The organism is Blastococcus sp. VKM Ac-2987 (assembly GCF_026967805.1).
Taxonomy (GTDB): domain Bacteria; phylum Actinomycetota; class Actinomycetes; order Mycobacteriales; family Geodermatophilaceae; genus Blastococcus.
This window is the reverse complement of sequence record NZ_JAPVBG010000003.1, coordinates 919,066-944,407: the sequence shown is the minus strand read 5'-3', so window position 1 is coordinate 944,407 and position 25,342 is coordinate 919,066. Positions and strand designations below refer to the sequence as shown.

Annotated in this window: 23 protein-coding genes; 18 read left to right on the top strand and 5 right to left on the bottom strand. The window is 73.2% G+C overall.

Features of this window, described 5'->3' with window-relative positions; all coding sequences use genetic code 11:
- Positions 1–21: 21 nt before the first annotated feature.
- Genes O2W17_RS19655 through O2W17_RS19645 form a run of 3 tightly spaced genes read right to left on the bottom strand, consistent with a single transcriptional unit; the run spans position 22 to position 2,641 of the window.
- Positions 22–822: an ABC transporter ATP-binding protein gene (locus O2W17_RS19655; RefSeq protein WP_269194145.1), complete on the bottom strand. Its 801-nt coding sequence runs from the start codon at positions 820–822 to the stop codon at positions 22–24.
- The gene (locus tag O2W17_RS19650; protein ID WP_269194144.1) at positions 819–1,649 is read right to left on the bottom strand and encodes an ABC transporter permease; all 831 of its coding nucleotides are present in this window, start codon (positions 1,647–1,649) and stop codon (positions 819–821) included. Before O2W17_RS19650 ends, O2W17_RS19655 begins: the two co-directional genes overlap by 4 nt.
- On the bottom strand, positions 1,646–2,641 hold the full coding sequence (locus O2W17_RS19645; RefSeq protein WP_269194143.1) for an ABC transporter substrate-binding protein: 996 nt from the start codon (positions 2,639–2,641) through the stop codon (positions 1,646–1,648). Before O2W17_RS19645 ends, O2W17_RS19650 begins: the two co-directional genes overlap by 4 nt.
- Before the next feature lie 175 nt (positions 2,642–2,816).
- Here O2W17_RS19645 and O2W17_RS19640 point away from each other — a divergent pair, with 175 nt between their 5' ends.
- The 18 genes from O2W17_RS19640 (at position 2,817) to O2W17_RS19555 (ending at position 21,669) form a co-directional block, all read left to right on the top strand.
- The gene (locus tag O2W17_RS19640) at positions 2,817–3,887 is read left to right on the top strand and encodes an acetamidase/formamidase family protein (RefSeq protein ID WP_269194142.1); all 1,071 of its coding nucleotides are present in this window, start codon (positions 2,817–2,819) and stop codon (positions 3,885–3,887) included.
- On the top strand, positions 3,884–5,404 hold the full coding sequence (locus tag O2W17_RS19635; protein ID WP_269194141.1) for an AtzH-like domain-containing protein: 1,521 nt from the start codon (positions 3,884–3,886) through the stop codon (positions 5,402–5,404). The genes O2W17_RS19640 and O2W17_RS19635 overlap by 4 nt, the downstream gene beginning before the upstream one ends.
- 45 nt (positions 5,405–5,449) lie before the next feature.
- The gene (gene uraD / locus O2W17_RS19630) at positions 5,450–5,947 is read left to right on the top strand and encodes a 2-oxo-4-hydroxy-4-carboxy-5-ureidoimidazoline decarboxylase (RefSeq protein ID WP_269194140.1); all 498 of its coding nucleotides are present in this window, start codon (positions 5,450–5,452) and stop codon (positions 5,945–5,947) included.
- The gene (uraH, locus tag O2W17_RS19625; RefSeq protein WP_269194139.1) at positions 5,944–6,258 is read left to right on the top strand and encodes a hydroxyisourate hydrolase; all 315 of its coding nucleotides are present in this window, start codon (positions 5,944–5,946) and stop codon (positions 6,256–6,258) included. The genes uraD and uraH overlap by 4 nt, the downstream gene beginning before the upstream one ends.
- Complete coding sequence (pucL, locus tag O2W17_RS19620; protein ID WP_269194138.1) at positions 6,258–7,154, top strand: factor-independent urate hydroxylase; 897 nt, start codon at positions 6,258–6,260, stop codon at positions 7,152–7,154. Before uraH ends, pucL begins: the two co-directional genes overlap by 1 nt.
- The gene (allB, locus tag O2W17_RS19615) at positions 7,151–8,491 is read left to right on the top strand and encodes an allantoinase AllB (RefSeq protein ID WP_269194137.1); all 1,341 of its coding nucleotides are present in this window, start codon (positions 7,151–7,153) and stop codon (positions 8,489–8,491) included. Before pucL ends, allB begins: the two co-directional genes overlap by 4 nt.
- On the top strand, positions 8,491–9,711 hold the full coding sequence (locus O2W17_RS19610) for a pyridoxal-phosphate-dependent aminotransferase family protein (protein WP_269194136.1): 1,221 nt from the start codon (positions 8,491–8,493) through the stop codon (positions 9,709–9,711). The genes allB and O2W17_RS19610 overlap by 1 nt, the downstream gene beginning before the upstream one ends.
- Positions 9,708–10,949 (top strand): allantoate amidohydrolase, encoded by a 1,242-nt coding sequence (locus tag O2W17_RS19605; RefSeq protein WP_269194135.1) that lies wholly within the window; start codon positions 9,708–9,710, stop codon positions 10,947–10,949. Before O2W17_RS19610 ends, O2W17_RS19605 begins: the two co-directional genes overlap by 4 nt.
- A 73-nt stretch (positions 10,950–11,022) precedes the next feature.
- Positions 11,023–11,838 (top strand): MurR/RpiR family transcriptional regulator, encoded by an 816-nt coding sequence (locus O2W17_RS19600; RefSeq protein WP_269194134.1) that lies wholly within the window; start codon positions 11,023–11,025, stop codon positions 11,836–11,838.
- Positions 11,839–12,648 carry an FAD binding domain-containing protein gene (locus tag O2W17_RS19595; RefSeq protein WP_269194133.1) on the top strand — a complete coding sequence of 270 codons (810 nt, stop codon included), beginning with the start codon at positions 11,839–11,841 and terminating at the stop codon, positions 12,646–12,648.
- Positions 12,645–15,287 (top strand): molybdopterin-dependent oxidoreductase, encoded by a 2,643-nt coding sequence (locus tag O2W17_RS19590; RefSeq protein WP_269194132.1) that lies wholly within the window; start codon positions 12,645–12,647, stop codon positions 15,285–15,287. Before O2W17_RS19595 ends, O2W17_RS19590 begins: the two co-directional genes overlap by 4 nt.
- Positions 15,284–15,760 (top strand): nucleoside deaminase, encoded by a 477-nt coding sequence (locus O2W17_RS19585; protein WP_269194131.1) that lies wholly within the window; start codon positions 15,284–15,286, stop codon positions 15,758–15,760. The genes O2W17_RS19590 and O2W17_RS19585 overlap by 4 nt, the downstream gene beginning before the upstream one ends.
- 174 nt (positions 15,761–15,934) lie before the next feature.
- Positions 15,935–16,999, top strand: a complete 1,065-nt coding sequence (locus O2W17_RS19580; RefSeq protein ID WP_269194130.1) for an ABC transporter substrate-binding protein — start codon at positions 15,935–15,937, stop codon at positions 16,997–16,999.
- Positions 17,000–17,035: 36 nt separating this feature from the next.
- Positions 17,036–17,863 (top strand): ABC transporter ATP-binding protein, encoded by an 828-nt coding sequence (locus O2W17_RS19575; protein ID WP_269194129.1) that lies wholly within the window; start codon positions 17,036–17,038, stop codon positions 17,861–17,863.
- Positions 17,860–18,651, top strand: coding sequence for an ABC transporter permease (locus O2W17_RS19570; protein WP_269194128.1), 792 nt, complete (start codon positions 17,860–17,862; stop codon positions 18,649–18,651). The genes O2W17_RS19575 and O2W17_RS19570 overlap by 4 nt, the downstream gene beginning before the upstream one ends.
- Entirely contained in the window at positions 18,648–19,502 is an 855-nt protein-coding gene (locus O2W17_RS19565) for an ABC transporter permease (protein ID WP_269194127.1), read from the top strand. The genes O2W17_RS19570 and O2W17_RS19565 overlap by 4 nt, the downstream gene beginning before the upstream one ends.
- Positions 19,499–20,623 (top strand): adenosine deaminase, encoded by a 1,125-nt coding sequence (gene add / locus O2W17_RS19560; RefSeq protein WP_269194126.1) that lies wholly within the window; start codon positions 19,499–19,501, stop codon positions 20,621–20,623. Before O2W17_RS19565 ends, add begins: the two co-directional genes overlap by 4 nt.
- The gene (locus tag O2W17_RS19555; protein ID WP_269194125.1) at positions 20,620–21,669 is read left to right on the top strand and encodes an isopenicillin N synthase family dioxygenase; all 1,050 of its coding nucleotides are present in this window, start codon (positions 20,620–20,622) and stop codon (positions 21,667–21,669) included. The genes add and O2W17_RS19555 overlap by 4 nt, the downstream gene beginning before the upstream one ends.
- An 862-nt stretch (positions 21,670–22,531) precedes the next feature.
- On the opposite strand, the gene O2W17_RS19550 is transcribed toward O2W17_RS19555, so the two are convergent.
- Both O2W17_RS19550 and O2W17_RS19545 read right to left on the bottom strand, forming a co-directional pair.
- On the bottom strand, positions 22,532–24,157 hold the full coding sequence (locus O2W17_RS19550; protein WP_269194124.1) for a flavin-containing monooxygenase: 1,626 nt from the start codon (positions 24,155–24,157) through the stop codon (positions 22,532–22,534).
- Positions 24,158–24,224: 67 nt separating this feature from the next.
- Positions 24,225–25,154: an alpha/beta hydrolase gene (locus O2W17_RS19545; RefSeq protein ID WP_269194123.1), complete on the bottom strand. Its 930-nt coding sequence runs from the start codon at positions 25,152–25,154 to the stop codon at positions 24,225–24,227.
- Positions 25,155–25,342: the final 188 nt, after the last annotated feature.

Here is a 25,342-nt window from a genome sequence, read left to right as displayed (position 1 = left end):
CGAGCGCGAGAACTCGATCGTTCAGCCGGCGTGGACCCGTTGGGAGATCTCACGCTCGAGGGCGTTGAAGTCGACCGCGTTCACGTCCCGGTCGTCCCCCAGCTGCACCGGGAAGATCTCGGTGATGTGGCCGGGCACACCCTTGGCGGCGCCGCCGGTCATCACCACGACCCGATCGGCCAGGTACACCGCCTCCTCGATGGAGTGGGTCACGAAGACGACGGTGGTGCCGGCCTCGCGGTAGAGCCGGCGCAACTCGTGCTGCATCTGCGTCCTCGTGAGCGCGTCGAGGGCACCGAACGGCTCGTCCATCAGCAGCACAGCCGGGTCGTTGGCGAGCACCCGCGCGATCGCCACGCGCTGCTGCATCCCGCCCGAGAGCTCCCCCGGGAACCGGTCGGCGAAGCGCGTCAGACCCACGACCTCGATGAACGCATCGGCGATCTGCCCCGCCCGGCGGCGGGGCATCCCCCGCTGCCGCAGCCCGAACCGGACGTTCTCGGCCACGGTGAGCCAGGGGAACAGCCCGTAGTCCTGGAAGACGACCCCCCGGTCCGGACCGGGGCGCGTGACCGGCCGGCCGCCCACCTCGACCCGCCCCCGGGTGGGGGCCTCGAAGCCGGCGAGGATGCGCAGCAGGGTGCTCTTCCCGCAGCCGCTCGCGCCGACGACGGCGACGAACTCCCCTGGCGCGATGTCGAGGGAGACCCCGGCGACGGCGTCCACGCCCGCGGCACCGCCGTAGCGCTTCCCGAGGTCGTCGACGAGCACCCGGCCACCGTCGGTGTGCCGGGTGAGACGGGACAGGTCGGACACGCTCATGTGGACCTCACCAGGGGGCGGCGTCGGAAGATCCCGCGCAGGCCGTGCAGCAGGATGCGGTCGGACAGGAAGCCGGCCAACCCGATCACGATCATCCCGACGACGACGCGGTCGGTGCGGACCTGCTCACGGGCCAGGGTGATCATGCTGCCCAGCCCCCACTCGATGCCGTTGCTCTCGCCGAGCACGAGGATCACCCAGGCGAGGCCCAGGCCGATCCGCAGACCGCTGACGATGCCCGGAGTGGCGGCGGGGACGACCACCTTGAGCAGCACGTTGACGCGCGAGGTGCCGAGCATCTGCGCCGCCTCGAGCAGACGGGGCGGCACCTCGCGGACCGCTCCCACGGTGTTGAGGAGTATCGGGAAGAACGCCGACAGCGTGATCAGGAAGACCGTCGCCTGGCTCCCGAACCCGATGATGAGCAGGACGAGAGGAACCCAGGCGGTCGCCGGGATGGGGCGGAAGAGGTTCACCGCCGGGTCGAGGGCCGCGTTGACCAACCGGTAGCGGCCCATCAGCACGCCGAGTGGGATCGCGAGCGCGGCGGCCAGGCCGAACCCGGCGACGACCCGGCCGGTGCTCGCCCACAGGTGGCGCCACATGGTGCCGCTGAAGGCGTCGCCGAGCAATCCGCCGAAAGCGAAGTCCCACAGCATGCGGGCGACCTGGGCCGGCTCGGGCAGGAACCCCATCTTGATGTCGAAGACGAGCACCCACTGACCGCGGACGCCGAGGTGCCAGAGGCCGACGATGCCGATGAGGACGCCGAAGCCCAGTGCCGCCCGGCCGGCCGCGGCCGACCGTCCGGTCGTCGGGGTCGTCACGACCCTGCGGGCTCGTCGCGGGACGCGAAGGACGCGTCCACGACGTCCTCGAGCGCCGGGGCCTCCGCGATCATCCCGAGGCGAGCCATCTGCGCGGCGAGGTTGCCGATCTGCTCCTCGTAGGTCGGCGAGAGGTCCGCGCGGAGCCAGAAGTTCTCCAGCGCGCTCTCGAGAACCGCCTGGTCGCCGCCGTACTCCTCGATCATCTCCGGCAGCCACTCGTCCTGGTTCCCGACCATGTAGGCGGTGGTTGCGGCGTGGGTGTCCACCACGGCCTGCACGAGGTCAGGGTTCTCCTCGATCATCCCGCCGGTGGTGAGCAGGGCGATGTTGAGCCGGCCGATCTCGGTCGAGTACGGGTCGGCGATCACGTGACCGCCGGCGCCGAGCGCGAGGGACACGCCGATCTCGGGTGCCGCGAAGGCATCGATCTGGCCGGTGCTGAAGGCGTTGTAGAACTCCGGCGCGCTGAGGGACACCAGCTCCACGTCCTCGACGTCCACGCCCTCGCGCTCGAGGACCAGCCGCAGCGCGACCAGCTGGGAGCTGGACTCGAGGTAGCCCATCCGCTTGCCGACCAGATCGCGCACGGACTCGATCTCCGGGGTGCCGATGATGCCGCTGCCGCCGTCTGCAGCGGCGGCGACGATCCGCACGTCACGGCCGGCCGCGGCGCCGGCGATCGACGCCGTGATGCTGCCGACGGCGAAGTCCACCGACCCGCTGGCGAGCGCGTCGTTGAGTGCCGGTGCCGTCTCGAGCGCGACCACCTCGAACTCGACATCGCCCTCGGCGTGCTCCTCGTAGAGGTACGGCGCGTAGAAGTGCGGCTGGCCCCGCAAGGTCCCGACCGTGACGACCTGGGCTCCCCCGCCGTCGTCCGTGCTGGCGCCCGTCGACGTGCAACCGGCCACCGCCGCCACCAGGGCGAGTGGCGCGAGCGCGCTGACGGATCGGCGCAGGAGGGACGAGGGCGGCGACGCAGTTGGCATGGGCCCGATGCTCGTGGGCGCTTGTTGCGCAGTCGTAGCGCGGACATTTCCCGCCGGGATCACGCGCTCGGCCGGGTGTGGTCCTCGTCGCATGCCGGCCCCGCGGAGCCGTGCACCGGGATGGAGGTCGGGGCGCGGAACACGGCCGAAACGTCGGATCCGTAGCTTTCCGCCGGTGATCACCCCAGTGCTCCAGCCAGGGAGCGGCCCGATCCCCGCCGACACCTACCTCCCCGCCACCCCGGACGCCGTGCTGTGGGGCCGGCTGCCCTGCGCCGCGGACTCTCCGGCGCTCACCGTCGCCGCTGGCACCGAGATCACCGTCGACACCGTGAGCCACGAGGGGATCCTGGAGGACCAGGGTCGCGACCCCGTGACCTACTTCGGCCGGCACGGCGTCGCCGAGGTGCTCGAGGACGCCATCGCCCTGGCGAAGAGCGACGACCCGCACCGCTTCGGCGTCGACGGGCCGCACGTCGTCACCCGGCCGATCGCCGTCGACGGGGCCCGCGTCGGCGACCTGCTGGCGATCACCCTCCTCGACGCCACGCCGCGGATCCCCTACGGCGTCATCTCCAACCGCCACGGCCGGGGTGCGCTGCCCGGCGAGTACCCCGGCGACGACGTGCCCGTCTACAGCGCCTTCGCCGGCGTGGACGCCGACGGAGCGCACGCCTCCCTGCCGCTGACCCCGGGCGGGAAGCGCAGGGTGCGGTTCCCGCTGCACCCCTTCCTGGGCATCATGGGCGTCGCGGTACCCGGCGGCGAGCGACCGCACTCGGTGCCGCCCGGCCGGCACGGCGGCAACATCGACATCGCCCTGCTGACGGCCGGCAGCACGCTCTACCTGCCGGTCCAGGTCGACGGCGCACTCGCCTACGTCGGAGACCCGCACTTCGCCCAGGGCGACGGGGAGGTGAGCCTGACCGCCATGGAAGGCAGTCTGCGCGCGACGCTGCGGCTGGACGTCCTCGCGCGGGAGGAGGCGGTGGGGCAGTTCGGTGAGCTGGCCGGCCCGCTCGTCGAGACCACCGACTTCCTGGTGCCCACCGGCCTGGACGAGGACCTCGACACCGCCGTGCAGAACTGCGTGCGCGCCGCGATCGCGCTCCTGCAGGCGCGGTTCGGGATGGACCCGCGGCTGGCCTACGCGTATCTCTCCGCCGCGACCGACTTCCGGATCAGCCAGGTGGTCGACGTCGTCAAGGGTGTGCACGCAACGATCCGGAAGGCCGACTTCGCGTGACCGCCGCCGGGATGCCACCGGGGCTGCTCGAGGCGTTCGCCGCCTACGAGGCCGCGCTCATGGCCGACGACGTCGCCGTCCTCGACCGGCTGTTCGCCCCAGGGCCGGAGACGCTGCGCGCCGACGCCGACGGCGTGCTGGTCGGGCACGACCGGATCGCCGCCTTCCGGGCGCGCCGCGGCGGCGCACCGCTGCGCACGCTGGCAGAGACGCACGTGCAGGTGATCGACGCCGACTCCGCCCTCGTCGTAGCGGTGACCGAGCTCGCCCGCGGTGGGTGCGGACTGCAGACCCAGCTGTGGCGGAGGTTCCCCGGTGTGTCGGAGCACGGGGGCTGGCAGATCACCGCCGCGCACGTCTCGGTAGCGCCCCCCGCCCTCGACACCCGGATCTGGCGCGTCGTCGGCGACCCGCTCGTCCGGCCGACGAGCACGGGCACGCTGACCGGGCAGACCGTCGCGGTGAAGGACCTGTACGCGGTGGCCGGCCACCCCGTCGGTGCCGGCAACCCCGCCTGGCTGGCGGGCGCCCGCCCGGAACCCCGGCACGCGGCCGCCGTCGCCACGCTGCTGACAGCAGGCGCGGCCGTGCGCGGGATCGCCCGCACCGACGAGCTCGCCTACTCCCTCGCCGGCACGAACGCGCACTACGGCACCCCACCGAACCCCCGGGCCCCGCACCGCATCCCGGGTGGCTCCTCCAGCGGCAGCGCCAGCGCGGTCGCCCTCGGCCACGCCACCGTCGGCCTGGGCACCGACACCGGCGGGTCGGTCCGCGTGCCGGCCGCCTACCAGGGGCTCTTCGGCATCCGGACGACCCACGGAGCCGTCGACCGGGCCGGCCTGGTCCCGCTGGCGCCGGACTTCGACGCGGTGGGCTGGCTAACCCGGTCGCCGGAGCTGCTGCGCACGGTCGGCGACGTGCTCCTGCCGCCGGGGTCCCCGGGCGGCAGCGCCGAACTCGTCGTCGACGACCAGCTCCTCGGCAGTGCGCAGCCCGACGTCGCCGGGGCCGTGCGGGCCTGGACGGCCGCGGCCGGCGCGAGAAACGTCGACGTGCCGCTCGACGAGCTCGACGAGTGGCGCACCGCCTTCCAGACCTGGCAGGCGTACCAGGCCTGGCGCTCGCACGGCGAGTGGCTCGACGAGAACCTCGACGGGCTGGGCGACGACGTGCGCGCCCGCTTCGAGGCCGCCTCGGGCGTCGACGACGACGCCGCAGAGCGGGCGCGCGCGGTGCTGGACGACGCCCGCGTCCGGGTGCGGGACCTGGTCGACGACCGCGTGCTGGTCCTGCCGAGCGCGCCCTCGGTGGCTCCGTCGATCTCGACCGGCGCCACCCTCGCGGACCGCAACGCCACCATGCGGCTCACCTGCCTGGCCGGTATCGCCGGGCTGCCCGCCGTCAGCATCCCCGTCCGCACCGCCGATGGGCTCCCCGCCGGCGTCTGCCTGGTGGCCGGAGCGGGGCGCGACCGCGACCTGCTCGACCTGGTCGTCGAGTACACACAACGCTGAAACGAACGCAACGCGCCTGAAACGCCGGCTTCCTACGTTCGCCCGGTGCGCATCGCCGAGTTCGACTCCCTCGCGGCCGGGGACGCCGCGACGCTGCTGCGGCGCTGCGCCGACATCCCCTCCTTCGCGGCGGCCGTCGCGGACGGGCGCCCCTACGGTTCGGTGGACACCCTCATCGCCGCCGCCCGGGAGCAGACCGCCTCCTGGACCGACGCCGAGGTCGACGCCGCCCTGGCCGACCACCCCCGCATCGGCGAGCGGCCGGCCGGCAGCGGGCCGACCGCCGCGCTCGCCTCCCGGGAGCAGGCCGGCGTCGATCCGGCGGACGAGCTGCTGCGGCAGCGGCTCGCTGAGGGCAACCGGCGGTACGAGCAGCGCTTCGGCCGGATCTACCTCGTCCGCGCCGCCGGGCGCGGCGGGCCCGAGCTGCTGGACCTGCTCGAGCAGCGCCTGGCCAACGACCCCGCGACGGAGCTCGCGGTCACCCGGTCCCAGCTGGCCGAGATCGCCCTTCTCCGGCTGGAAGTGCTGGTGAGCCCGTGAGCTCGTTCAGCACGCACGTCCTCGACGCCGGGCTCGGCCGCCCGGCCGCCGGGATCGACCTCCTCCTCACCCTGGCCGACGGCAGCACGCAGCCGGGCCGGACCGACGACGACGGGCGTGCCCGGATGGACGCCGACCTGCCGGCGGGCGTGCACACCGTGCGGTTCGAGACCGGCGCCTGGTTCGCCGGCCAGGGGCGCGCCACCTTCTACCCCTCCGTGACGGTGACCTTCGCGATGGTCGACGGCGAGCACCACCACGTGGCGCTGCTCTTGAGCCCCTTCTCCTACACCACCTACCGGGGGTCCTGATGGGCAGCTCGTACGTGCTGGGCCCGCACCAGTACGGCAAGGCGGAGGTCCGCCTGGTCCGGCTCGAGCGGGAGACGCCGGAGCACGGCATCGCCGACCTCACCGTCACCACCCAGCTGCGCGGCGACTTCGACGCCGCCTACACCGACGGCGACAACGCGCACGTGCACGCCACGGACACGCAGAAGAACACCGTCTACGCGCTCGCCAAGGAGCACGGCGTGGCCTCCCCCGAGGCGTTCCTGCTCGTGCTGGCCGGCCACTGGCGCGCCCAGCCGTGGGTGGCCGGCACGCAGATGACCGTCCAGCAGCACGCCTGGGACCGCGTCGGTGCCGGTACACCCGGGGCGGGGCACTCCTTCGCCCGCAGCGGTGGCGAGGTGCGCACCGCGGTCGTGCAGACCGACGGCGACGAGACTTTCGTGCTCGGCGGGCTCACCGGCCTGACCCTCCTCAAGAGCACCGGCAGCGAGTTCTCGGGGTTCCCGCGCGACCGGTTCACCACCCTGGCCGGGACGACCGACCGGATCCTCGCCACCAGCGTCACCGCCTGGTGGCGGTACGCGGGCACCCCACCGGACTGGGACGCCGCCCACGCCACCATCCGCGCCGCGCTCGTGGAGGCCTTCGCCGCGACCCACAGCCTGGCGCTCCAGCAGACCATCCACGCCATGGGCACGGCGGCGATGGACGCCGTCCCCGAGGTCGCCGAGATCCGGATCAGCTGCCCGAACAAGCACCACTTCGAGGTCGACCTGAGCCCGTTCGGGCTGGCCAACGGCGGTGAGGTCTTCGTCGCGGCCGACCGGCCCTACGGGCTGATCCAGGCCACCCTCCAGCGCGCCGGCGTCCCCGCGGAGCCCCGCGCCTGGACCGCCGTGCCGGCCTTCGCATGAGCGCTGCTCCGACCGTCACCTCGACGCTGCGCGCGCGGCGGGTGCTGATCGGCGACACCGTCCGGCCGGCCACCGTGCGCGTCGCCGGTGGCCGTATCGCGGCGATCGAGCCCTACGACGGCGACCTCCCCCCGGACGTGCCGGACACCGCCTACCTGCTGCCCGGCGCGGTGGACACGCACGTGCACGTCAACGAACCGGGCCGGACGCACTGGGAGGGGTTCGCGACGGCGACGCTGGCCGCCGCGCTGGGCGGCGTCACCACGCTGGTCGACATGCCGCTGAACTCGATCCCGCCGACCACCACGGTCGAGCACCTGCGGCGCAAGCAGGACGCCGCGCGGGGCCGGCTCGCGATCGACGTGGCGTTCTGGGGCGGCGCGGTGCCGGGCAACGAGCGCGACCTGGAACCGCTCTGGGATGCGGGCGTGCTCGGCTTCAAGTGCTTCCTCTCCCCCAGCGGCGTCGACGAGTTCCCGCCGCTGGATCCTGACGGCTTCCGCCGCACGCTGCGGACCGTCGCGGGGTTCGGCGGGCTGGTCGTCGTGCACGCCGAGGACCCCGCCGTCCTGGACGCCGCACCTGCCCGCCCGAGCCGGGCGTACGCCGACTTCCTGCTCAGCCGGCCCGACGAGGCCGAGACCGGGGCGATCCGGCAGGTGCTCGACGGTGCCCGGGAGACCGGCGCCCGGGTGCACGTGCTGCACCTCTCCAGCGCCCGGGCGCTCCCCATGCTTCGGGAGGCCCGGGACGAGGGCCTGGCGGTCACTGTCGAGACCTGCCCGCACTACCTGGTCCTCAGCGCCGAGCAGATCCCGGACGCCGCGGCCGAGTTCAAGTGCTGCCCGCCGATCCGTGACGCCGGCAACCGCGACGAGCTGTGGGCGGGGCTGGCCGAGGGGGTCATCGACTGCGTCGTCAGCGACCACTCCCCCGCGACGGCCGAGGAGAAGACCCGGGGCGGCGGCGACCTGCAGCAGGCCTGGGGCGGCGTCTCGGGGTTGCAGGTCGGGTTCACCGCCGTCGCCGCCGAGGCCGCCCGGCGCGGCATCGACGTGGCGACGGTCAGCCGCTGGACGTCCCGGAACACCGCTGACCTGGTCGGGTTCCGGTCCAAGGGCCGGATCGCGGTCGGCGCCGACGCCGATCTGGTGGTCTACGACACCGCGCAGGAGACCGCCGTCGCCGCGGAGCGGCTGGCGCATCGCAACCCCATCTCCGCCTACGACGGGCTCACCTTCCCGGGCCGGGTCACCCGCACCCTCGTGCGCGGCCACGCGCTCGACCCCGACCTGCCCGACCACGGGTGGGGCCAGCAGCTCAGGAGGAGCGCCTGATGGTCGCCACCGCTGGTCTCGACGTCCCGCCACGGCTGCTCATGGGCCCGGGGCCGGTCACCGTCGACCCCCGGGTCCTGCGCGCGATGTCGGCCCAGCTGGTCGGGCAGTTCGATCCGTTCATGACCGCCACCATGAACGAGACGATGGCGCTGTACCGCCAGGTGTTCCGCACCGCCAACGAGCAGACGTTCCTCGTCGACGGCACCTCCCGCGCCGGCATCGAGGCGGCGCTGGTCTCGCTGCTCGAGCCGGGCGACCGCGTGCTCGTGCCGGTCTTCGGGCGGTTCGGTGCCCTGCTGCGCGAGATCGCGGAGCGCTGCGGTGCCGCGGTGCACACCGTCGAGGTGCCATGGGGGCAGGTGGTCCCGCCGGAGGTGGTCGAAGAGGCGGTTCTCCGGGTGCGTCCGAAGCTGCTCGCGCTGGTCCAGGGCGACACGTCGACCACGATGTGCCAGCCCCTGGCCGACATCGGCGAGCTCTGCCGCCGGCACGGGGTCCTCCTCTACTGCGACGCCACCGCCTCGCTCGGCGGCAACCCCTTCGAAGCCGACGCCTGGGGGGTCGACGTCGCCACCGCGGGGCTGCAGAAGTGCCTCGGCGGACCGCCGGGCAGCGCGCCGATCACCCTCTCGCCGCGGGCGGTCGAGCTGATCGAGGCCCGCACGCACGTGGAGGCCGGCATCCGCGACGACGGCGACACCGACCGCGGCACCCGAATCGCCAGCAACTACCTGGACCTCGCCCAGGTCATGGCGTACTGGGGACCGCGCCGGCTCAACCACCACACCGAGGCCAGCTCCATGCTCTACGCCGCCCGCGAGTGCGCCCGGCTGCTGGTCGAGGAGGGGCTCGACGCCGCGACCGCCCGGCACGAGCTGAACGGGCGCGCGATGCTCGCCGGCGTCCGCGGCCTGGGCCTGACGGTCTTCGGCGACCCCGCGCACAAGATGACCAACGTCGTCGCCGTCCACGTCCCGGACGGCGTCGTCGCGGACACCGTCCGCGCGGCCCTCCTCGACGACTTCGGCATCGAGATCGGCACCTCGTTCGGGCCGCTGCACGGGCGGGTCTGGCGGATCGGCACGATGGGCTACAACGCCCGCCGCGACGCCGTCCTCACGACGCTGGCTGCCCTCGAGCAGGTGCTGCGCGGCTCCGGGGTGGCGGTGCCCGCCGGCGGCGGCGTCGGCGCCGCGCGCGAGGTGTACGCCGGATGACCACCGCTGCCGACGTCCTGGCCCGCTGCGCCGAGCTGGACCGGCTCTCCGCGAGCCCTGACCACCTGGAGCGGGTCCACCTCACCCCGGAGCACGCGGCAGCCAACCTGCTCGTGGCCTCCTGGATGGCGGCGGCCGGGCTGGCCCCCTGGCAGGATGCGGCGGGCAACCAGTGGGGCCGCCGCGAGGGCCGCTCTCCCGGACTGCCGGCGCTGGTGCTCGGCTCCCACCTGGACACCGTCCCGGACGCCGGGAGCTACGACGGCATGCTCGGCGTGGTCATGGCCGTGGCGGTGGCGGAGCGGCTGGGCGGCGCCGACCTCCCGTTCGCCCTCGAGGTCGTCGGGTTCGGCGACGAGGAGGGCGCCCGCTTCGGCAAGGCCCTCCTCGGTAGCCAGGCGGTCGCCGGCACCTGGGACCCCGTCTGGTGGGACCTGCGCGACGCCGGCGGGGTGACGCTGCGTCAGGCCTTCCTCGACTTCGGCCTCGACCCGGCGCGGGTGGGCGAGGCGGTTCGCCGACCGGACGAGCTGGTCGGCTACCTCGAGGCGCACATCGAGCAGGGGCCGTGCCTGGAGGCCGCCGGCCGCTCGCTGGGCTACGTCACCGCCATCGCCGGGGCCCGGCGGTACCGGCTGTCGGTCCTCGGCGAGGCGCGGCACGCCGGGGGCACGCCGTACGAGCGGCGCCGGGACGCCCTCGTCGGCGCCGCCGAGGCGGTCGTCGCCGTCGAGCGGATCGCCCGGGCCGGCGACTGCATCGCCACCGTCGGCCGGCTGGAGGTGCGGCCGGGCGCGGTGAACGTCGTCCCCGGCCGCGCCGACCTCACCCTCGACCTGCGCGCCGCCACCGACGCCGACCGCGACCGGATGTGGGAGGTGCTGCACGCCGAGATCGGCGCGATCTGCGCCCGGCGGGGCCTCGGGCTGGAGGTCGTCGAGACCCACCGCGCCCCTGCCGTGCCCTGCGCCCCGTGGCTGCAGCAGGCGGTCGTCGCGGGGATCGGCGCCACCGACGACGCCGGCGCCGCCGATCCCCTGGGGCTGTGGAGCCGCGCCGGGCACGACGCGATGGCGGTCGCGGCGGTCACCGACGTCGGCATGCTCTTCCTCCGCTGCGCCGACGGGATCAGCCACGCCCCCGAGGAGGACGTCCGCGAGGCCGACGTCGCGCGCGGGCTGGACGCGCTGGAGGCCGCGGTCCTGCGGGTCGCGACCGCGGTGGAGGCGCGCACGTGACCGAGCTCGGGAGATCACGAGAGAGCAGAGCACCCACGGGCACGCGGCCGACGAGCGCCAGCGAGGAGGGCACGTGACCGGGCTGCGCATCGACGAGCGGATCGGCCACTGCCACCCGGCGCTGACCGCACAGGAGCGGCGCGCTGCCGAGACCCTGCTGGAGCACCTGGACGACCTCGCCACCTACCGTGCCGCCGAGCTGGCCGTGCTCGCGGGCGTGTCCAAGGCGACGATGAGCCGGCTGTTCCGCTCGCTGGGCTTCAGCGACTTCGACGAGGTCCGCGACCACCTCCGGTCGCTGCGGACCGCCGGCGAGCCGCGCCGGGTCGCGGGTCCACCCGACCTGGCCGAGCACGCCGGCGCCGAGGCCGGCGCCGTCGCCACCGCGGTGCTCGAGCCCGCGGTCGCGGCGGCCGTGGCGGTCCTGGCCGACGCCCGTCAGGTCCTCGTCGTCGGGTGGCGGAACAGCCATCCGGTCGCGCTGCACCTGCGCGAGCAGCTCGTGCAGGCCCGCCCGCGCGTGCACCTCGCCCCGCTGCCCGGCCAGGTCCTCGGCGAGGAGCTGGCCGATCTCGGCCCCGGTGACGCGGTGGTGGCCGTCGGCTTCCGCAGGCGGCCGGCCGGGTTCGCCGGGTTCCTGACCACGGCATCGGCGACCGGCGCCGACGTGGTGCTGCTCGGCGACCCGACCGCGGCCGGACACGCCGGCTCGGCTCGGGTCTGGCTGCCCTGCCCGGTGCAGGGAACGCTCGCCTACGACTCCTACGCCGCCGCGATGAGCGTGGTGGCCGTGCTGGCCGACGGCGTCCTGTCGCGGGTCGGCCGCGCCGGGCGCGACCGCATCTCGACGATCAGCGCGACCTACACGCTCCTGGGAGAGGTGGAGTAGGTGGACCTCGCCTGGGTGGAGAGCCACCGGAGCCCGGAGAGCCGCAGCGGCCTGGTCCCGCGACCGGGAGAGCGGCTGCTGGCCGGCGGCACCTGGCTGTTCTCCGAGCCGCAGCCCGACGTCACCGGCCTGGTGGACCTCACCGCGATGAACTGGGAGCCCTGGGAAGCCCTTCCGGACGGCGGTCTCCGGCTGGCCGCGACGTGCACCGTCCAGCAGGCCCGCCAGGCGCCGTGGCCCTCGCCGGTGCTCGCCCGGCAGTGCGCCGACGCCCTGCTGATGTCGTTCAAGGTGCAGGCCGCCGCCACGGTCGGCGGCAACCTGTGCCTCGGCCTCCCGGCGGGCGCGATGATCGCGCTCACCGCGGCACTCGCCGGCGAGGCCGTTGTCTGGACCCCCGACGGCGCCGAGCGGCGCACCCCCGTCGCTGCGTTCGTGCGGGACGCGGGTGTCGTCGACCTGGGCCCCGGCGAGGTGCTGCGCGCCGTCGAGCTGCCCGGCCGGGCGCTCCGGGCGCCGACGGCCTTCCGGCGGGCCGCCCTGACCAGTTACGGCCGGAGCGCCGCGCTGGTCATCGGCCGCCGCGAGTCCGACGCCGTCGTCCTCACGCTCACCGCGTCGGTGCCGCGGCCGGTGGTGCTCGTGCTCCCGCCGGCGCCCTCCGCGGGCGCGGTGCGCCGGGCCGTGGCCGACGCGGGGAACGATGTCGGCTGGTACGACGACCCGCACGGCGCCCCCGACTGGCGGGCCGCGCAGACGGACCTCCTGGCGGCCGAGGTCTGCGCCGAGCTCACCGGGGTGGTGGCGTGATCCTCGACGGCGAGGCGGCGAGCGGCCGGCCCGCTCCCGGGCAGTGCCTGCGTAGCTGGATCCGCGAGTGCGGCGGGACGGCGGTCAAGAAGGGGTGCGACACCGGGGACTGCGGAGCGTGCACCGTTCTCCTCGACGGCGTCCCGGTGCACTCGTGCATCACCCCCGCGGCCCGCGCCGACGGGCGCGCGGTCACCACGGCGGCGGGGCTCGGCACCCCGGGCGAGCTGTCGCCGGTGCAGCGCCGCTTCGTGGAGGCGGCGGCCTTCCAGTGCGGCTACTGCACCCCCGGGTGGGTGGTGACGGCGACGGCCCTCGCCGAGGAGGACGGAACGGTCCGGGTCCCCGAACCGGAACGCGATTTCAAGGGCAACCTGTGCCGCTGCACCGGCTACCGGTCGATCCGTGACGCGCTCGAGGGCCGGGCCAACGTGACGGCCGACGGGGCGTTCGGTTGCTCGGTCGCCGCGCCCGCCGGCCCACGGGTGGTCACCGGCCGGGAGCCGTTCACGCTGGACCTGCCCGACGCCGGCATCCTGCACGTGAAGCTGGTCCGCTCCGAGCAGGCGCACGCCCGCGTCGTCGCGGTCGACTCCGCGCGTGCGGAGGCGCTGCCGGGCGTGGTGCTGGTGCTCACCTCCGCCGACGCCCCCGACGTCCTGTACTCGACCGCCCGGCACGAGAGCCGGCTCGACGACCCCGACGACACCCGCCTGTTCGACGACGTGGTCCGCTTCCGCGGCCAGCGGGTCGCGGCGGTGGTCGCGGAGTCCGCCGCCCTCGCCCAGCGCGCCGCCGCGCTGGTCGAGGTGACCTACGAGCCGCTGCCGGCGGTGTTCGACCCGGAGCACGCGCGCTCGCCCGGCGCACCGCTGCTGCACGGCGACAAGGACCCGCTCACCTCGCGGATCGCCGACCCGTCCCGCAACGTCGTCGCCCGCACCCACGGCGAGGTGGGCGACGTCGCGGCAGGGCTGCGATCCGCCGCGCACACCGTGCGCGGCACCTGGAGCAGCGGGCGGGTGGCGCACGCGGCGCTGGAGACGCACGGCGCCAGGGCATGGGTCGACGACGACGGGATGCTGGTGGTCCGCGCCAGCACGCAGGTGCCGTTCCTCGTGCGCGACGAGCTGGCGCGCGTGCTCGGCCGCGACCCCGACCGCGTGCGGGTGGTCGCGGCCCGGGTGGGCGGCGGGTTCGGCGGCAAGCAGGAGTTGCTGGTCGAGGACGTGGTGGCCCTGGCGGCGCTGCGGCTGGCCGAGCGAGGCGACCGGCGGCCGGTGCAGCTGGACATGACCCGCGAGGAGCAGTTCACCGCGATCCCGCTGCGCCACCCCATGCGGGTCTCGGTCGAACTGGGCGCCGACGCCGGGGGCCGGCTCACCGCGATGCGGGTCGACGTGCTCAGCGACACCGGGGCCCACGGCAACCACGGGCCCGGGGTCATGTTCCACGGCGTGCACGAATCGGTGGCCGTCTACCGCTGCCCCAGCAAGCGCGTCGACGCAGAGGCGGTCTACACCAACAACCCGCCGAGCGGCGCGTTCCGGGGGTACGGCCTGGGCCAGGTGGTCTTCGCGATCGAGTCGGCCCTCGACGAGCTCTCGCGTGAGGTCGGCATCTCCCCGTACGAGCTGCGGCGGCGCAACGTGGTGGTGCCCGGCGACCCGCTGGTGGTCAACGGACCGCCGTCGACCGACCTGGAGTACGGCAGCTACGGCCTGGACCAGTGCCTGGACCTCGCCGAGCAGGCGCTCACCGCTACCCGCACCGGCGCTCCGCCGGAAGACGGCTGGCTGGTCGGCGAGGGGATGGCACTGTCGATGATCGCGACCATCCCGCCGCGCGGTCACCACTCGCACGCGCGCATCGCCCTCGACCCCGACGGCACCGCCACCCTGTCGGTCGGGACGGCGGAGTTCGGCAACGGCACCGCGACGGTGCACGCGCAGTTCGTGGCCGACGCCTTGGGCATCCCGCCCACGCGGGTGCGCGTGGTCTCCTCCGACACCGCGACCTCGGGCTACGACTCCGGCGCCTTCGGCTCCACCGGCTCGGTCGTCGCCGGGCTGGCCGTCCAACGGGCCGCTACCGAGGTGCGCCGACGGCTGGACTCCCTGGGTGGGCTACCTGCCCTGCGCCACCTGGAGGGGCCGCTGGTGGCCACCGGCGCCAGCGACGGGACCCGCCGGTCGGTGGCGTTCAACGTGCATGCCGTGCGCGTCGCCGTGCGCCCGGCGACCGGTGAGGTGCGGTTCCTCGACTCGGTGCAGGCCGTGGACGCCGGTGTGGTGATCAACCCCGAGCAGCTGCGCGGACAGGTGGAGGGCGGTGTCGCCCAGGCCGTCGGCTCGGCGCTCCAGGAGCAGGTCGCCGTGGTCGACGGCGAGGTGCTGACCCAGGGCTTCCGGTCCTACCGCACCCCGCAGATGGCGGACGTGCCGGCCACGCGGGTCCTCGTCGCCGGCACGTACGACACCGTGGGACCGCGCGGCGCGAAGTCGATGAGCGAGGCCCCCTACAACCCGGTCGCACCCGCGATCGCGAACGCGGTGCGCGACGCCCTCGGCGTCCGCCCGCACGACCTGCCGATGAGCAGGGACCGCATCTGGCGCCTGGCCCGAGGAGGCAATCCATGATGTCCGCCGTCGACGAGAAGTGGCTGCAGCAGGCCGTCGAGCTGGCCACCGCCAACGTGGCCGCCGGCGGCGGGCCGTTCGGGGCGGTCATCGTCCGGGGGGACGTGGTCGTCGCGACCGGCGTCAACCGGGTGACCCGCGACCTCGACCCCACCGCGCACGCGGAGGTCACGGCCATCCGGGCGGCGTGCCGCGAGCTCGGCGACTTCGCTCTGGGCGGCTGCACGCTGTACACCTCCTGCGAGCCCTGCCCCATGTGCGCGACGTCGGCCCTGTGGGCACGGTTGGACCGGGTGGTGTTCGCCGCCAACCGCCACGACGCGGCCGACGGCGGCTTCGACGACCGGGCGTTCTACGACCTGCTCTCCTCGGCTCCGATGGCCTGGCCGACCTCGGTCCAGGAGCTGCGCCTGGGCACCGCGGTCGCGCCGTTCCTGGCCTGGCGGGAGAACCCGGTCCGCGTGGACTACTGACGCGGGCGAAATGAGAGTTCCGGCCTGAGATGAGCGTTTCTTTTACCGGCCGGAAACGCCCGCCCACCTGCGCCGAAACCCGCCGCTCCTAGCGTTCGGCACCAGGTGGCGACGGGCCGGAGCACCGCCCCGACGCCGACGACGGACCGCCCCCCTTCCGACCAGGAGACGCCCATGAACACGCGCGCCGTGCGCACCGCCGCAGCGCTCACCGCTGCCGTCCTCGCCGTCGCGGCGTGCGGCGGCTCCGACGGCTCCGACGGGTCCGACACTGCGTCGGAGGACGGCGGTCTCGGCCCGGTCACGCTGCAGCTGTCCTGGATCAAGAACGCCGAGTTCGCCGGCGAGTTCTTCGCCGACACGAACGGCCACTACACCGACGTCGGCTTCTCCGGCGTGACGATGGACCCCGGCCCTGGCCCGATCGAGACGCTCGTGGCCAGCGGTGAAGCCGACTTCGGCCTGAGCAACGCCGTCGCCACCGCGCAGGTCATCGCCGAGGAGGACGCGCCGCTCAAGATCGTCGGCACCAAGTTCCAGAAGAACCCCTTCACCATCCTGTCCCTGGCCGACGGCGGCGACATCGCGACGCCGGAGGACCTGGTCGGCAAGAGGATCGGCGTCCAGGCCGGAGGCAACGAGACGCTGTTCGACGCGCTGCTCGAGGTGAACGGCATCGATCCCGGCCAGGTCGAGAAGGTGCCGGTCGAGTACGACCCGGCGCCCCTCATCGACGGCGAGGTCGACGGGTTCCTCGCCTACCTGACCAACGAGTCGATCACGGTCGAGAACGCCGGCTACGCGGTGACCAACCTGCCCTTCGCCGACAACGGGCTGCCGTTCGTGGCCGAGAGCATCATCACGACCGACGAGATGATCGCGGAGAACCCGGAGATGGTGAAGGCCTTCCTGGAGGCCGAGATCCGGGGCTGGCAGGACTACCTGCGGAACCCCGAGGAAGGTGCCCGGCTGGCGGTCGAGGAGTACGGCGCCGACCTGGAGCTCGACCTCGCCAAGGAGGTCCAGCAGGCCGAGGTGCAGAGCACGCTGATCGTCACGCCCGACGTCGAGGGCAACGGGCTCTTCACCATCACCGACGAGCTGATCGAGCAGAACCTCGCCACGCTCGCCGCCGCCGACATCGACCTGACCGACTCGGCCGATCTCTTCGACCTCTCGCTGCTGGAGGAACTCCTCGAGGAGAAGCCCGATCTGCTCGAGGTGCCCAGCACCACCTGACCCCTGTCCCCGTCTGAACCGGACCGGAAGAGCATCGTGACCTCGCTCACCCAGACCGAGGCCCTCCGGCCGGCCGCCCCGCGGCCGGCCGGAGGCTCCGGCATCCACCTTCAGGGCCTCACCAAGACCTTCGGCACCGGCCGCAAGCAGGTCCAGGCCCTCACCGACACCACCCTGCACACCTACCAGGGCAGCTTCTCCTCGCTGCTCGGCCCGTCCGGGTGCGGCAAATCCACCATCCTGCGGATCCTCGCGGGGCTGGAGCAGCCGTCCGGCGGCACCGCGCTGGTCGACGGCATGACCCCGCTCGACCTGCGCCGCCAGCACGCCCTGGGCATCGCCTTCCAGGACTCCGCCCTGCTGCCCTGGCGCTCGGTCGAGGCCAACATCCGGCTGCCCTTCGAGGTCTCCGGCAGTCGGCCCGACGCCGCGCTGGTACGCGAGCTGATCGAGCTGGTCGGCCTCTCGGGCTTCGAGAAGGCCAAGCCGGCCCAGCTCTCCGGGGGCATGCGGCAGCGGGTCTCCATCGCCCGCGCGCTCGTCGTCCAGCCCTCGGTGCTGCTGCTCGACGAGCCCTTCGGCGCGCTGGACGACATGACCCGTCAGCGGCTGAACGTCGAGCTGCTGCGGATCTGGACGGAGAAGCCGGCGACCACGCTGATGGTCACCCACGGCATCTCCGAGGCGATCTTCCTCTCCGACCAGGTGGCGGTCATGAGCGCGCGGCCCGGCCGGATCACCGAGGTCATCCAGGTGGACCTCCCCCGCCCGCGGCACCCGGAGATCATGCGGACGCCGGAGTTCCACGCCCTGCACGACCACGCCTCCGAGCTGCTCTTCGGCGGCGGCGAGGCGACGGGGTGAACGCCCTGCTCAACCGCGACTCGCTGCGCTCGGCCGGATTCGGCCTGCTGGGTCTCCTCGGCGTGGTCGCGCTCTGGTGGCTCCTCCAGCTGACCGTGCTCGCGGACGCCCGCATCCCCTCCCCCGCCGGCGTGGTCCGGGCCGCGATCGACCGCGGCTGGGACTACAACGCCAGGCACTTCGGGGTCACGTTGCAGGAGGCCGCAGTCGGCTTCGGCTACGGGACCGTCGCGGCCGTCGCGCTCGCCGCCCTGACCCTCCTCGTGCCGGCGCTGGAGCGGCTGGTCATGCAGGTAGCGGTGATCACCTACTGCGTGCCGCTGGTCGCGATCGCCCCGGTGCTCTTCATCGTCATCGGCAACCCCGAGGAGGGGCAGCGGGCGGGCACCGCCACGGCTCTGGCCGCCCTGTCGGTCTTCTTCACCACCGTCGTCGGCACCGTGCTGGGCCTCCGCTCGGCCGATCCGGCCAGCCTCGAGGTCGTCCGGGTCTTCGGCGGCGGGGCCTTCCGCCAGCTCACGAAGGTCCGGCTGATCGCGGCGCTGCCCTCGGTGCTCGCCGCCCTCCGCGTGGCCGCGCCGCTGGCGTTCCTGGGCGCGATCCTGGGCGAGTACGTAGGCGGCGTGCAGCGCGGCGTCGCGATCACGCTCAAGATCGCTCAGCAGAACGTCGACGTCGAAGGCGCCTGGGCGATCGGCCTCGGCTGCGCGCTCGTCGCCGGAACCTTCTACGGGCTGTTCGCGCTGCTCGCCCGGGTCGTCACCCCGTGGTCGCGGGGCGCGGCATGAGCGCCGACCTGCTGGTCACCGGCGGCGCCGGGAGCGCGTCGCCGGCCGGCCGGCCGAGGCACCCGCTGCTGGCCGCCACCGTCAGGGCGGTGGGCACCACGGCACTGGTCCTGGTGTCCGTCGTCGCCCTGTGGGTGGTCGCGCTGTGGGCCTTCGACGTGTCCAGCTACGTGGGCAAGGGGCCGCTGGACGTCGTCGACATCCTGTTCGTCGACGAGGATGCCCCCGCGCTGCGGGCGGAGATCGCCGGGTTGCTGAGCCAGACCCTGGTGGACGCGGGGATCGGCTTCGCTGCGGGCATGCTCGTGGCCGTCGCCCTGGCCGCCGTGGTCGTCCGGTTCCGCGCGGCGGAGAGCGCGGTCATGCCGGTCGCGCTGATACTGCAGACCGTGCCGCTCATCGCGCTGGCGCCGATGCTCATCCTGCTCGTAGGCCGCGGCTACGTGATCGTCGCCGTGATGAGCGCCGTCGTCGTGCTCTTCCCGGCGTTGGTCAACATCGTGGTCGGACTGCGCTCGGTCAGCCCCCAGATGCGCGACCTCGTGCTGGTCTACGGCGGCTCCCCGATGACGGTGCTGCGCAAGGTGGGTTTCCCCTCCGCGCTGCCGGCGCTGTTCGCCTCGGTCCGCATCGCCGTCCCGGGCTCGCTGACCGGCGCCCTGCTCGCCGAGTGGCTGGCGACGGGCAAGGGCATCGGGTACGCGGTGGTCTCCGCCGCCGCACGTTCCCAGATCGGCAAGGTGTGGGCGCTCGTCGTGGTGATCACGGTGGTCTCGCTGCTGCTCTACCTGATCGCCCAGCTCGTCGAGGCGCTCGTGCTCAGCCGGTTCGGACGAGCCGACCGCGCATGACCGCCCCCACCGGCCGGCTCCCCGGTCACCCGCCGCGCTCCCGGCCCGTGCCGACCGACCCCGCCGTGGACGCACTGGTGGCGGCGCTGCCCAAGGTGAGCCTGCACTGCCACCTCATCGGCGCGGTGTCGCCGCAGACCGTCGTCGAACTGGCCGCGAAGCACGGCGTGCGGCCCGAGCGCGGCGCGGCGGATCTCTACGACCACGACAGCTACGAGGACCTCGGCGAGTTCCTGCGGGTGCTGGACGTGGTCGGCTCGGTGATCCGCGACGTCGAGGACTTCCACCGGGTCACGTACGAGTCGCTGACCGCGGGCGGTGCGGACCACAACGTCGTCTACCGCGAGATCCAGCTCAGCCCGCCAGGCCACCCCGGCGTGCCCTATCCGCGGATACTCGAGGGCGTCGTCGCAGGCCTGCGCGACGCCCGTGCCGACACCGGCATCGAGGCGCGTCTGGTCATCGGCATCAACCGCGAGCGCAGCGGCGCCGAGGCGGTCGAACTGGTCGAGCAGGTGGTCGAGCACCGCATCGACGAGGTGGTCGGCATCGGCCTGGACTACGCCGAGGTGAACGGACCACCGGGGCGGTTCGTCGAGGCCTACCAGCTCGCCGGCCGGGCCGGGCTCGGCCGCACGGCCCACTCGGAGTCGGGTCCGCCCGGGCACATCCGCACGCTGCTGGACGAGCTCGGCTGCAGCCGCGTCGACCACGGCTACCACGTCGTCGACGACCCGGAGCTCACCGCCCGCTGCGTAGCCGAGGGCGTTCCGTTCAACTGCACGCCGGTGAGCTCCGACATCGGCCGGTACTCCGGCAGCGGTGACGGCACGCACGCCCGGATCCGGCAGATGGTCGACGCCGGGCTGCGCGTCACCATCGACTCCGACGACCCGCCGATGTTCGGCACCGACCCCACCCACGACCTCCGGGTGCTCGCCCACGCCCTCGGCTACCGCCGGGACGAACTGGCCTCCTTCACCTGGAACGCCATCGACGCCTGCTGGCTCGACGAGACCGGCAAGGCATCCCTGCGTGCTCGCGCGGAGGCCATGGTGGCCGCCACGCCCGACGCTCCTCCCCCACCCCCCTCCGATCCCACCGAGGAGACCCCGCGTTGACCGAGTTCACCGTGCCCGTCGTCGACATCTCCGCCTACGTCGACCCCGGCGGCTCGCCGGGGGCCCGCGCGGCCGCGGCGCGGGCTTTCGACGAGGCCGCGCGCACCGTGGGCTTCGTGCAGGTCCTCGGCCACGGCGTGCCCACGTCCGTGACCGACGCCTTCGCCGCCGCACTGGACTCGTTCTTCGACCTGCCCCTGGAGGCGAAGAAGAGCTACCGGACGGCACCGGAGATCAACCGCGGCTACAGCCCGCCCAAGACCGAGTCGTTGAGCCTCAGCCTCGGCCTGGCGTCCTCGAACCGGATGCACGACTTCTTCGAAGCCTTCAACATCGGTGCCGCCCACACCGACTACCCCGGGGTCGAGCTCCCGGCCACCGACTACGCCGAGAACGTCTGGCCCGAGGAGGCCGACGGCTTCCGCGAGGCGGTGGCGGCCTACTTCGACGAGGCGGGCCGGGTGGCACGGACCCTGACGACCATCTTCGCCGACGCGCTCGGCCTCCCGGCCGGCTTCTTCGAGCGGTACACCGACCACAGCCTCGACGTGCTGCGGATGAACAACTACGCGCTGCCCCCGGGTGAGGTCACCCTCGACGGCGACCTCACGGGCATGGGCGAGCACACCGACTACGGCATCGTCACAGTGCTGTGGGCCGACCAGGTCCGCGGCCTCCAGGTGCTCGGCCGCGACGGCGCCTGGCACGACGTCATGCCCGCCGACGGCGCGCTGCTGATCAACCTCGGCGACCTCATGGCCCGCTGGACCAATGAGCGGTGGATGTCGACCCTGCACCGGGTGAAGCCGCCGATCGTGGGCGGCCGGATCGAGCGCCGGCGCTCCGCGGCGTTCTTCCACGACGGCAACATCGACGCCGTCATCGAAACCCTGACCACGTGCCTGGACGCCGGCGGCAGGCCGGCGTACCCGCCGATCACCGTGGGTGAGCACATCCGGGCGAAGCTGGCCGGCTCTCGGGCCGGTGTGGCCAATCCCGAGGCCGAGCGGGAAGCAGCACGGGTCCTGGCGGCGCGGTCGGAATGAAGCCTCCGGTTGACCTCGCGAAAGTGCCCCGGGGCACCTGCCCACCTGGTCGCGACCGGCAGCGAGGTGACGGTGAAGGTGCTTCCACAGCTGTCCGCGCCGCCCGGGGAGCGGCGCCACGGCCACAGCCGAGGCTGAGGTCTCCGGTCGTGCCGGCCGATCAACGTGGCGACCGGAGCCGTGTGCGGATGTAGCGTGTCGCCCCTCGGGCATGAGCGCGCTGTCGCGGGACACCGTTCACAGGTGTCCCGCGACATGCTGACGTTGGGCCTGTGGTCGGTAGTCCCTGGTGGGGTCAAGGGTCAGGTCCCGGAGTAGCTGTCCGCTGGTGCGTAGCACGACGCTCGCGTCCCGACTCGAGGCAAGGTTCCGCAGGACCACCCGTGCACGGATTCGGACGGCGGCGCGCGGGACTGGACCTACGCGCAGCACCAACTCATTCTGTGCACGTCGCAGCATCCGAACGGTGGACCAGACGCCTGCTCACGGACGACGACGAGCCGGTTGCTCCCTCGGTGCCCGCGTAGGACGCCGAGGGAGTGACGCCTGCGGCCCGCCTCGACGACTTGGCCCGGCCTGCTGCCTCGGACGATCCGATTGATCGGGTTCCCTCTCATGCCCGGGATCGGTGGGCTCCCGTGCCGACCCCGGGTCTCCAGGCGCCCGCCGCGGGGCCGGTCCAGCATGCCGATCCGCTGCACAGGCGGAGCGGGTGGTGCAGCGGGCGTCGAGCGCTGCGAGCAACTGGTACGTCGAGGGCCTCACCAGCCGGCGGCGGTACGGGTCCGGCGCGGACGCAGTTCCGGCACGACGACGGGCCCGGCTTGAACGGCCGAGCCCGTCGTCGTCGGGACGAGCAGGATCAGACGCCCGCGGTCTCGGCCTCCCTGCTCAGCTCGAAGCCCTCGTAGCCCCTGTCGGCGACCTCACCGAGCTTCTGCCGGTAGGCACCGTGACCGGCCATGTAGAACATGACGGCGTTCTTCTTGCCCGGGATGTTCGCCCCGAAAATCCACGATTGGGCCTGCGGGAAGAGCGTCATGTTGGCGATCTCCTCGCAGGTGGCGGTCCAGGCGTCCTCCGCTACCTGCGTCGGCTCCACGGTCCGCACGCCGTCGCGCTCGGCGGTACGGATGAGCTCGCCGATGAAATCGACCTGCGCCTCGATGCTCGGCGGGAGGTTGGTGAACGGACCGTTCGGGCCGAGGATCATGAACATGTTGGGAAAACCTGCCTTCGACACACCCAGGTAGCTGGTCGGGCCGTCAGCCCAGTGCTCATCGATGTGCCGCCCGCCGCGCCCGCGCAGGTCCATCGCCCGGTAGTTGCCGTCGACCGCGTCGAACCCGGTGGCGAGGACGAGAACGTCGACCGCGTGCTCGACCCCGTCGGCGGTTCGCACCCCGGCCGGCGTGATCTGCTGGATCGGGTTCTCCTTGATCGACACCAGCTCCACGTTGTCGCGGTTGTAGGTCTCGTAGTAGCCCTCGTTGCACAGGGGTCGCTTGGCATAGATGTCGGTCGGGGTCAGCTTCCTCGCGGTCTCCGGGTCCTCGACGATCTCGGAGATCTTCGACCGGATGAAGGCCGCGGCGGCCGCGTTGGCCTCCGGGTTGGTGGCGATGTCGGAGAAGGTCCCGAACATGAACCGGAACCCGTTGCCCTTGTCCCAGTTCTCCTGGAACACCCGGTTGCGCTCCTCCTCCGAGACGCTCATCGCCTCGATGCCGCTCTCCTCGAAGCCGAAGGCGACGACGGAGTTGCGCACCTGCTCCCAGATGGCGTCGAAGTTCTCCTTGATGCGCTCGACGTCGGCCCGTTCCACCGGGCCGTTGCCGGACGGCACGCAGTACTGCGGCGAGCGCTGGAAGACGGTGAGGTGGCTCGCCAGCTTCGCGGCGGCGACGATGAACTGCGTGCCGGTGGAGCCGGTGCCGATCACGCCGACCCGCTTGCCGGTGAGGTCCAGGTCGTGCGGCCAGGCGTTGGTGTGGACCAGCGCGCCGGCGAAGGTGTCGCGACCGGGGATGTCGGGGATGTTGGTCTTCGCCAGCAGACCGAGCGAGTTGACCAGGTAGCGGCTCGTGAGCCTCCTACCGTCCGCGGTGGTCACCGTCCAGAGGTCGGTCCCCTCGTCGAAGGCGGCCTCGGTCACCTCGGTGTCGAGCAGGATGTCGCGGGCCAGGTCGTAGCGCTCGACGACGTGCTCCAGGTAGGCGAGGACGTCGGGCTGGTCTAGGTAGCGGGTGGTCCAGTCCCACTCCCGGAGCAGGTCCTTGTCGAAGGAGTAGCGGTAAACGAACCCCTCGGTGTCGGACTTCGCACCGGGGTACCGGTTGAAGTACCAGGTTCCCCCGACGCCGCCGCCCTTCTCGAGGGCCTTGACGGTCAGGCCGAGCTCGTTGCGCAGCTTGTGCAGCATGTAGATGCCGCCGAACCCGGCGCCGATGACGATCGCGTCGACATCCGGGGTACGGGTGGTGCTCATGGAGTCCTCCTGCAGGTGTGAGAGGGGGTGGGCTTCGCCGGGCAGGCGGTGAGGGGCGGTGGAGCGCTCAGCTCCGGTACCACTTGGCGATGGCGGCGATCTCGTCGTCAGCCTCGGGCGCGGTGCCGGCCAGGAAGGGGAAGACGTGCTGCATGCCCTCCGCCACGGACAGGGTCACGTCGACGCCGGCGGCCTGCGCCTTCTCGGCGAGCCGGATCGCGTTGTCGGCGAGGGCCTCCACCGCCCCGGCGTTGATGTACAGCCTCGGGAAGCCGGTGAAGTCGGCGTACAGCGGGTTCGCCAGCGGTGCCTTCGGGTCGATCTTCCCCTCGGCGAGGACGCCGGCGATCATGCCTTCGAGGAGCGGGACGGTCACGAGCGCGTCGGTCGCGGCGTTGGTCACCAGCGTTTCGCCGGCGTTCTCCATGTCGAGCCACGGCGAGAATGCGATCACGCGGCCGGGCAGCGGCTTGCCCTCCTCCCGCAGCGCCAGCGGGATGGCGACAGCCAGGTTGCCACCCGCCGAGTCGCCGATCGTCGTGATGTCGCCCGGGGCGACGCCACGCTCGGTGAGCGCGGTGAAGGCCGCGACGCCGTCCTCCACCTGCGCCGGGTGGGGGTACTCCGGGGCCCGGCGGTAGTCGAGGACCAGGGCCGCGACGCCCAGCGCCTTGGCCACATGCGCGGCCAACTTGCGATGGCTGGACGCCGAGCCGACGGCGAAGCCCCCGCCGTGCGTGTAGAGGAGCACCTTGGAGGTGTCCGCGCCGATCGGCAGCGTCCAGATCCCCGGCACTCCGCCGACCGTCTCCTCGCGGTAGGTGACGTCCTCCGGCTCGCGGGTGGGCTGGTGCCACTCGTCGAAGATGCTGCGGAACAGCCGCATGGTGAGGTCGGGCGTGGTGGCGATGATGTTCGACCAGTCCGCGTAGAGGGCCCGCAGGGCGTCGGACTCGGCCGATGTGCCCGCCGGACGGATCTCTGGCGTCGTTGTCATCTGGAGTTCCTCCAAGTCGCGTCGGAGACCGTCGATCGGCCCCATCTCGGTGTGACCTGGGCCTCATCGTCGGGACATCGCAGAGCGGACGGGTGTTCCGATGTGGAACGGTCGTGGCGTCCTGGCCACCAGCCGGAGCGGCGGCCTCCCAGCGACTTCTCGCAGGTGACCGGGCTCGTCGCCGGGCC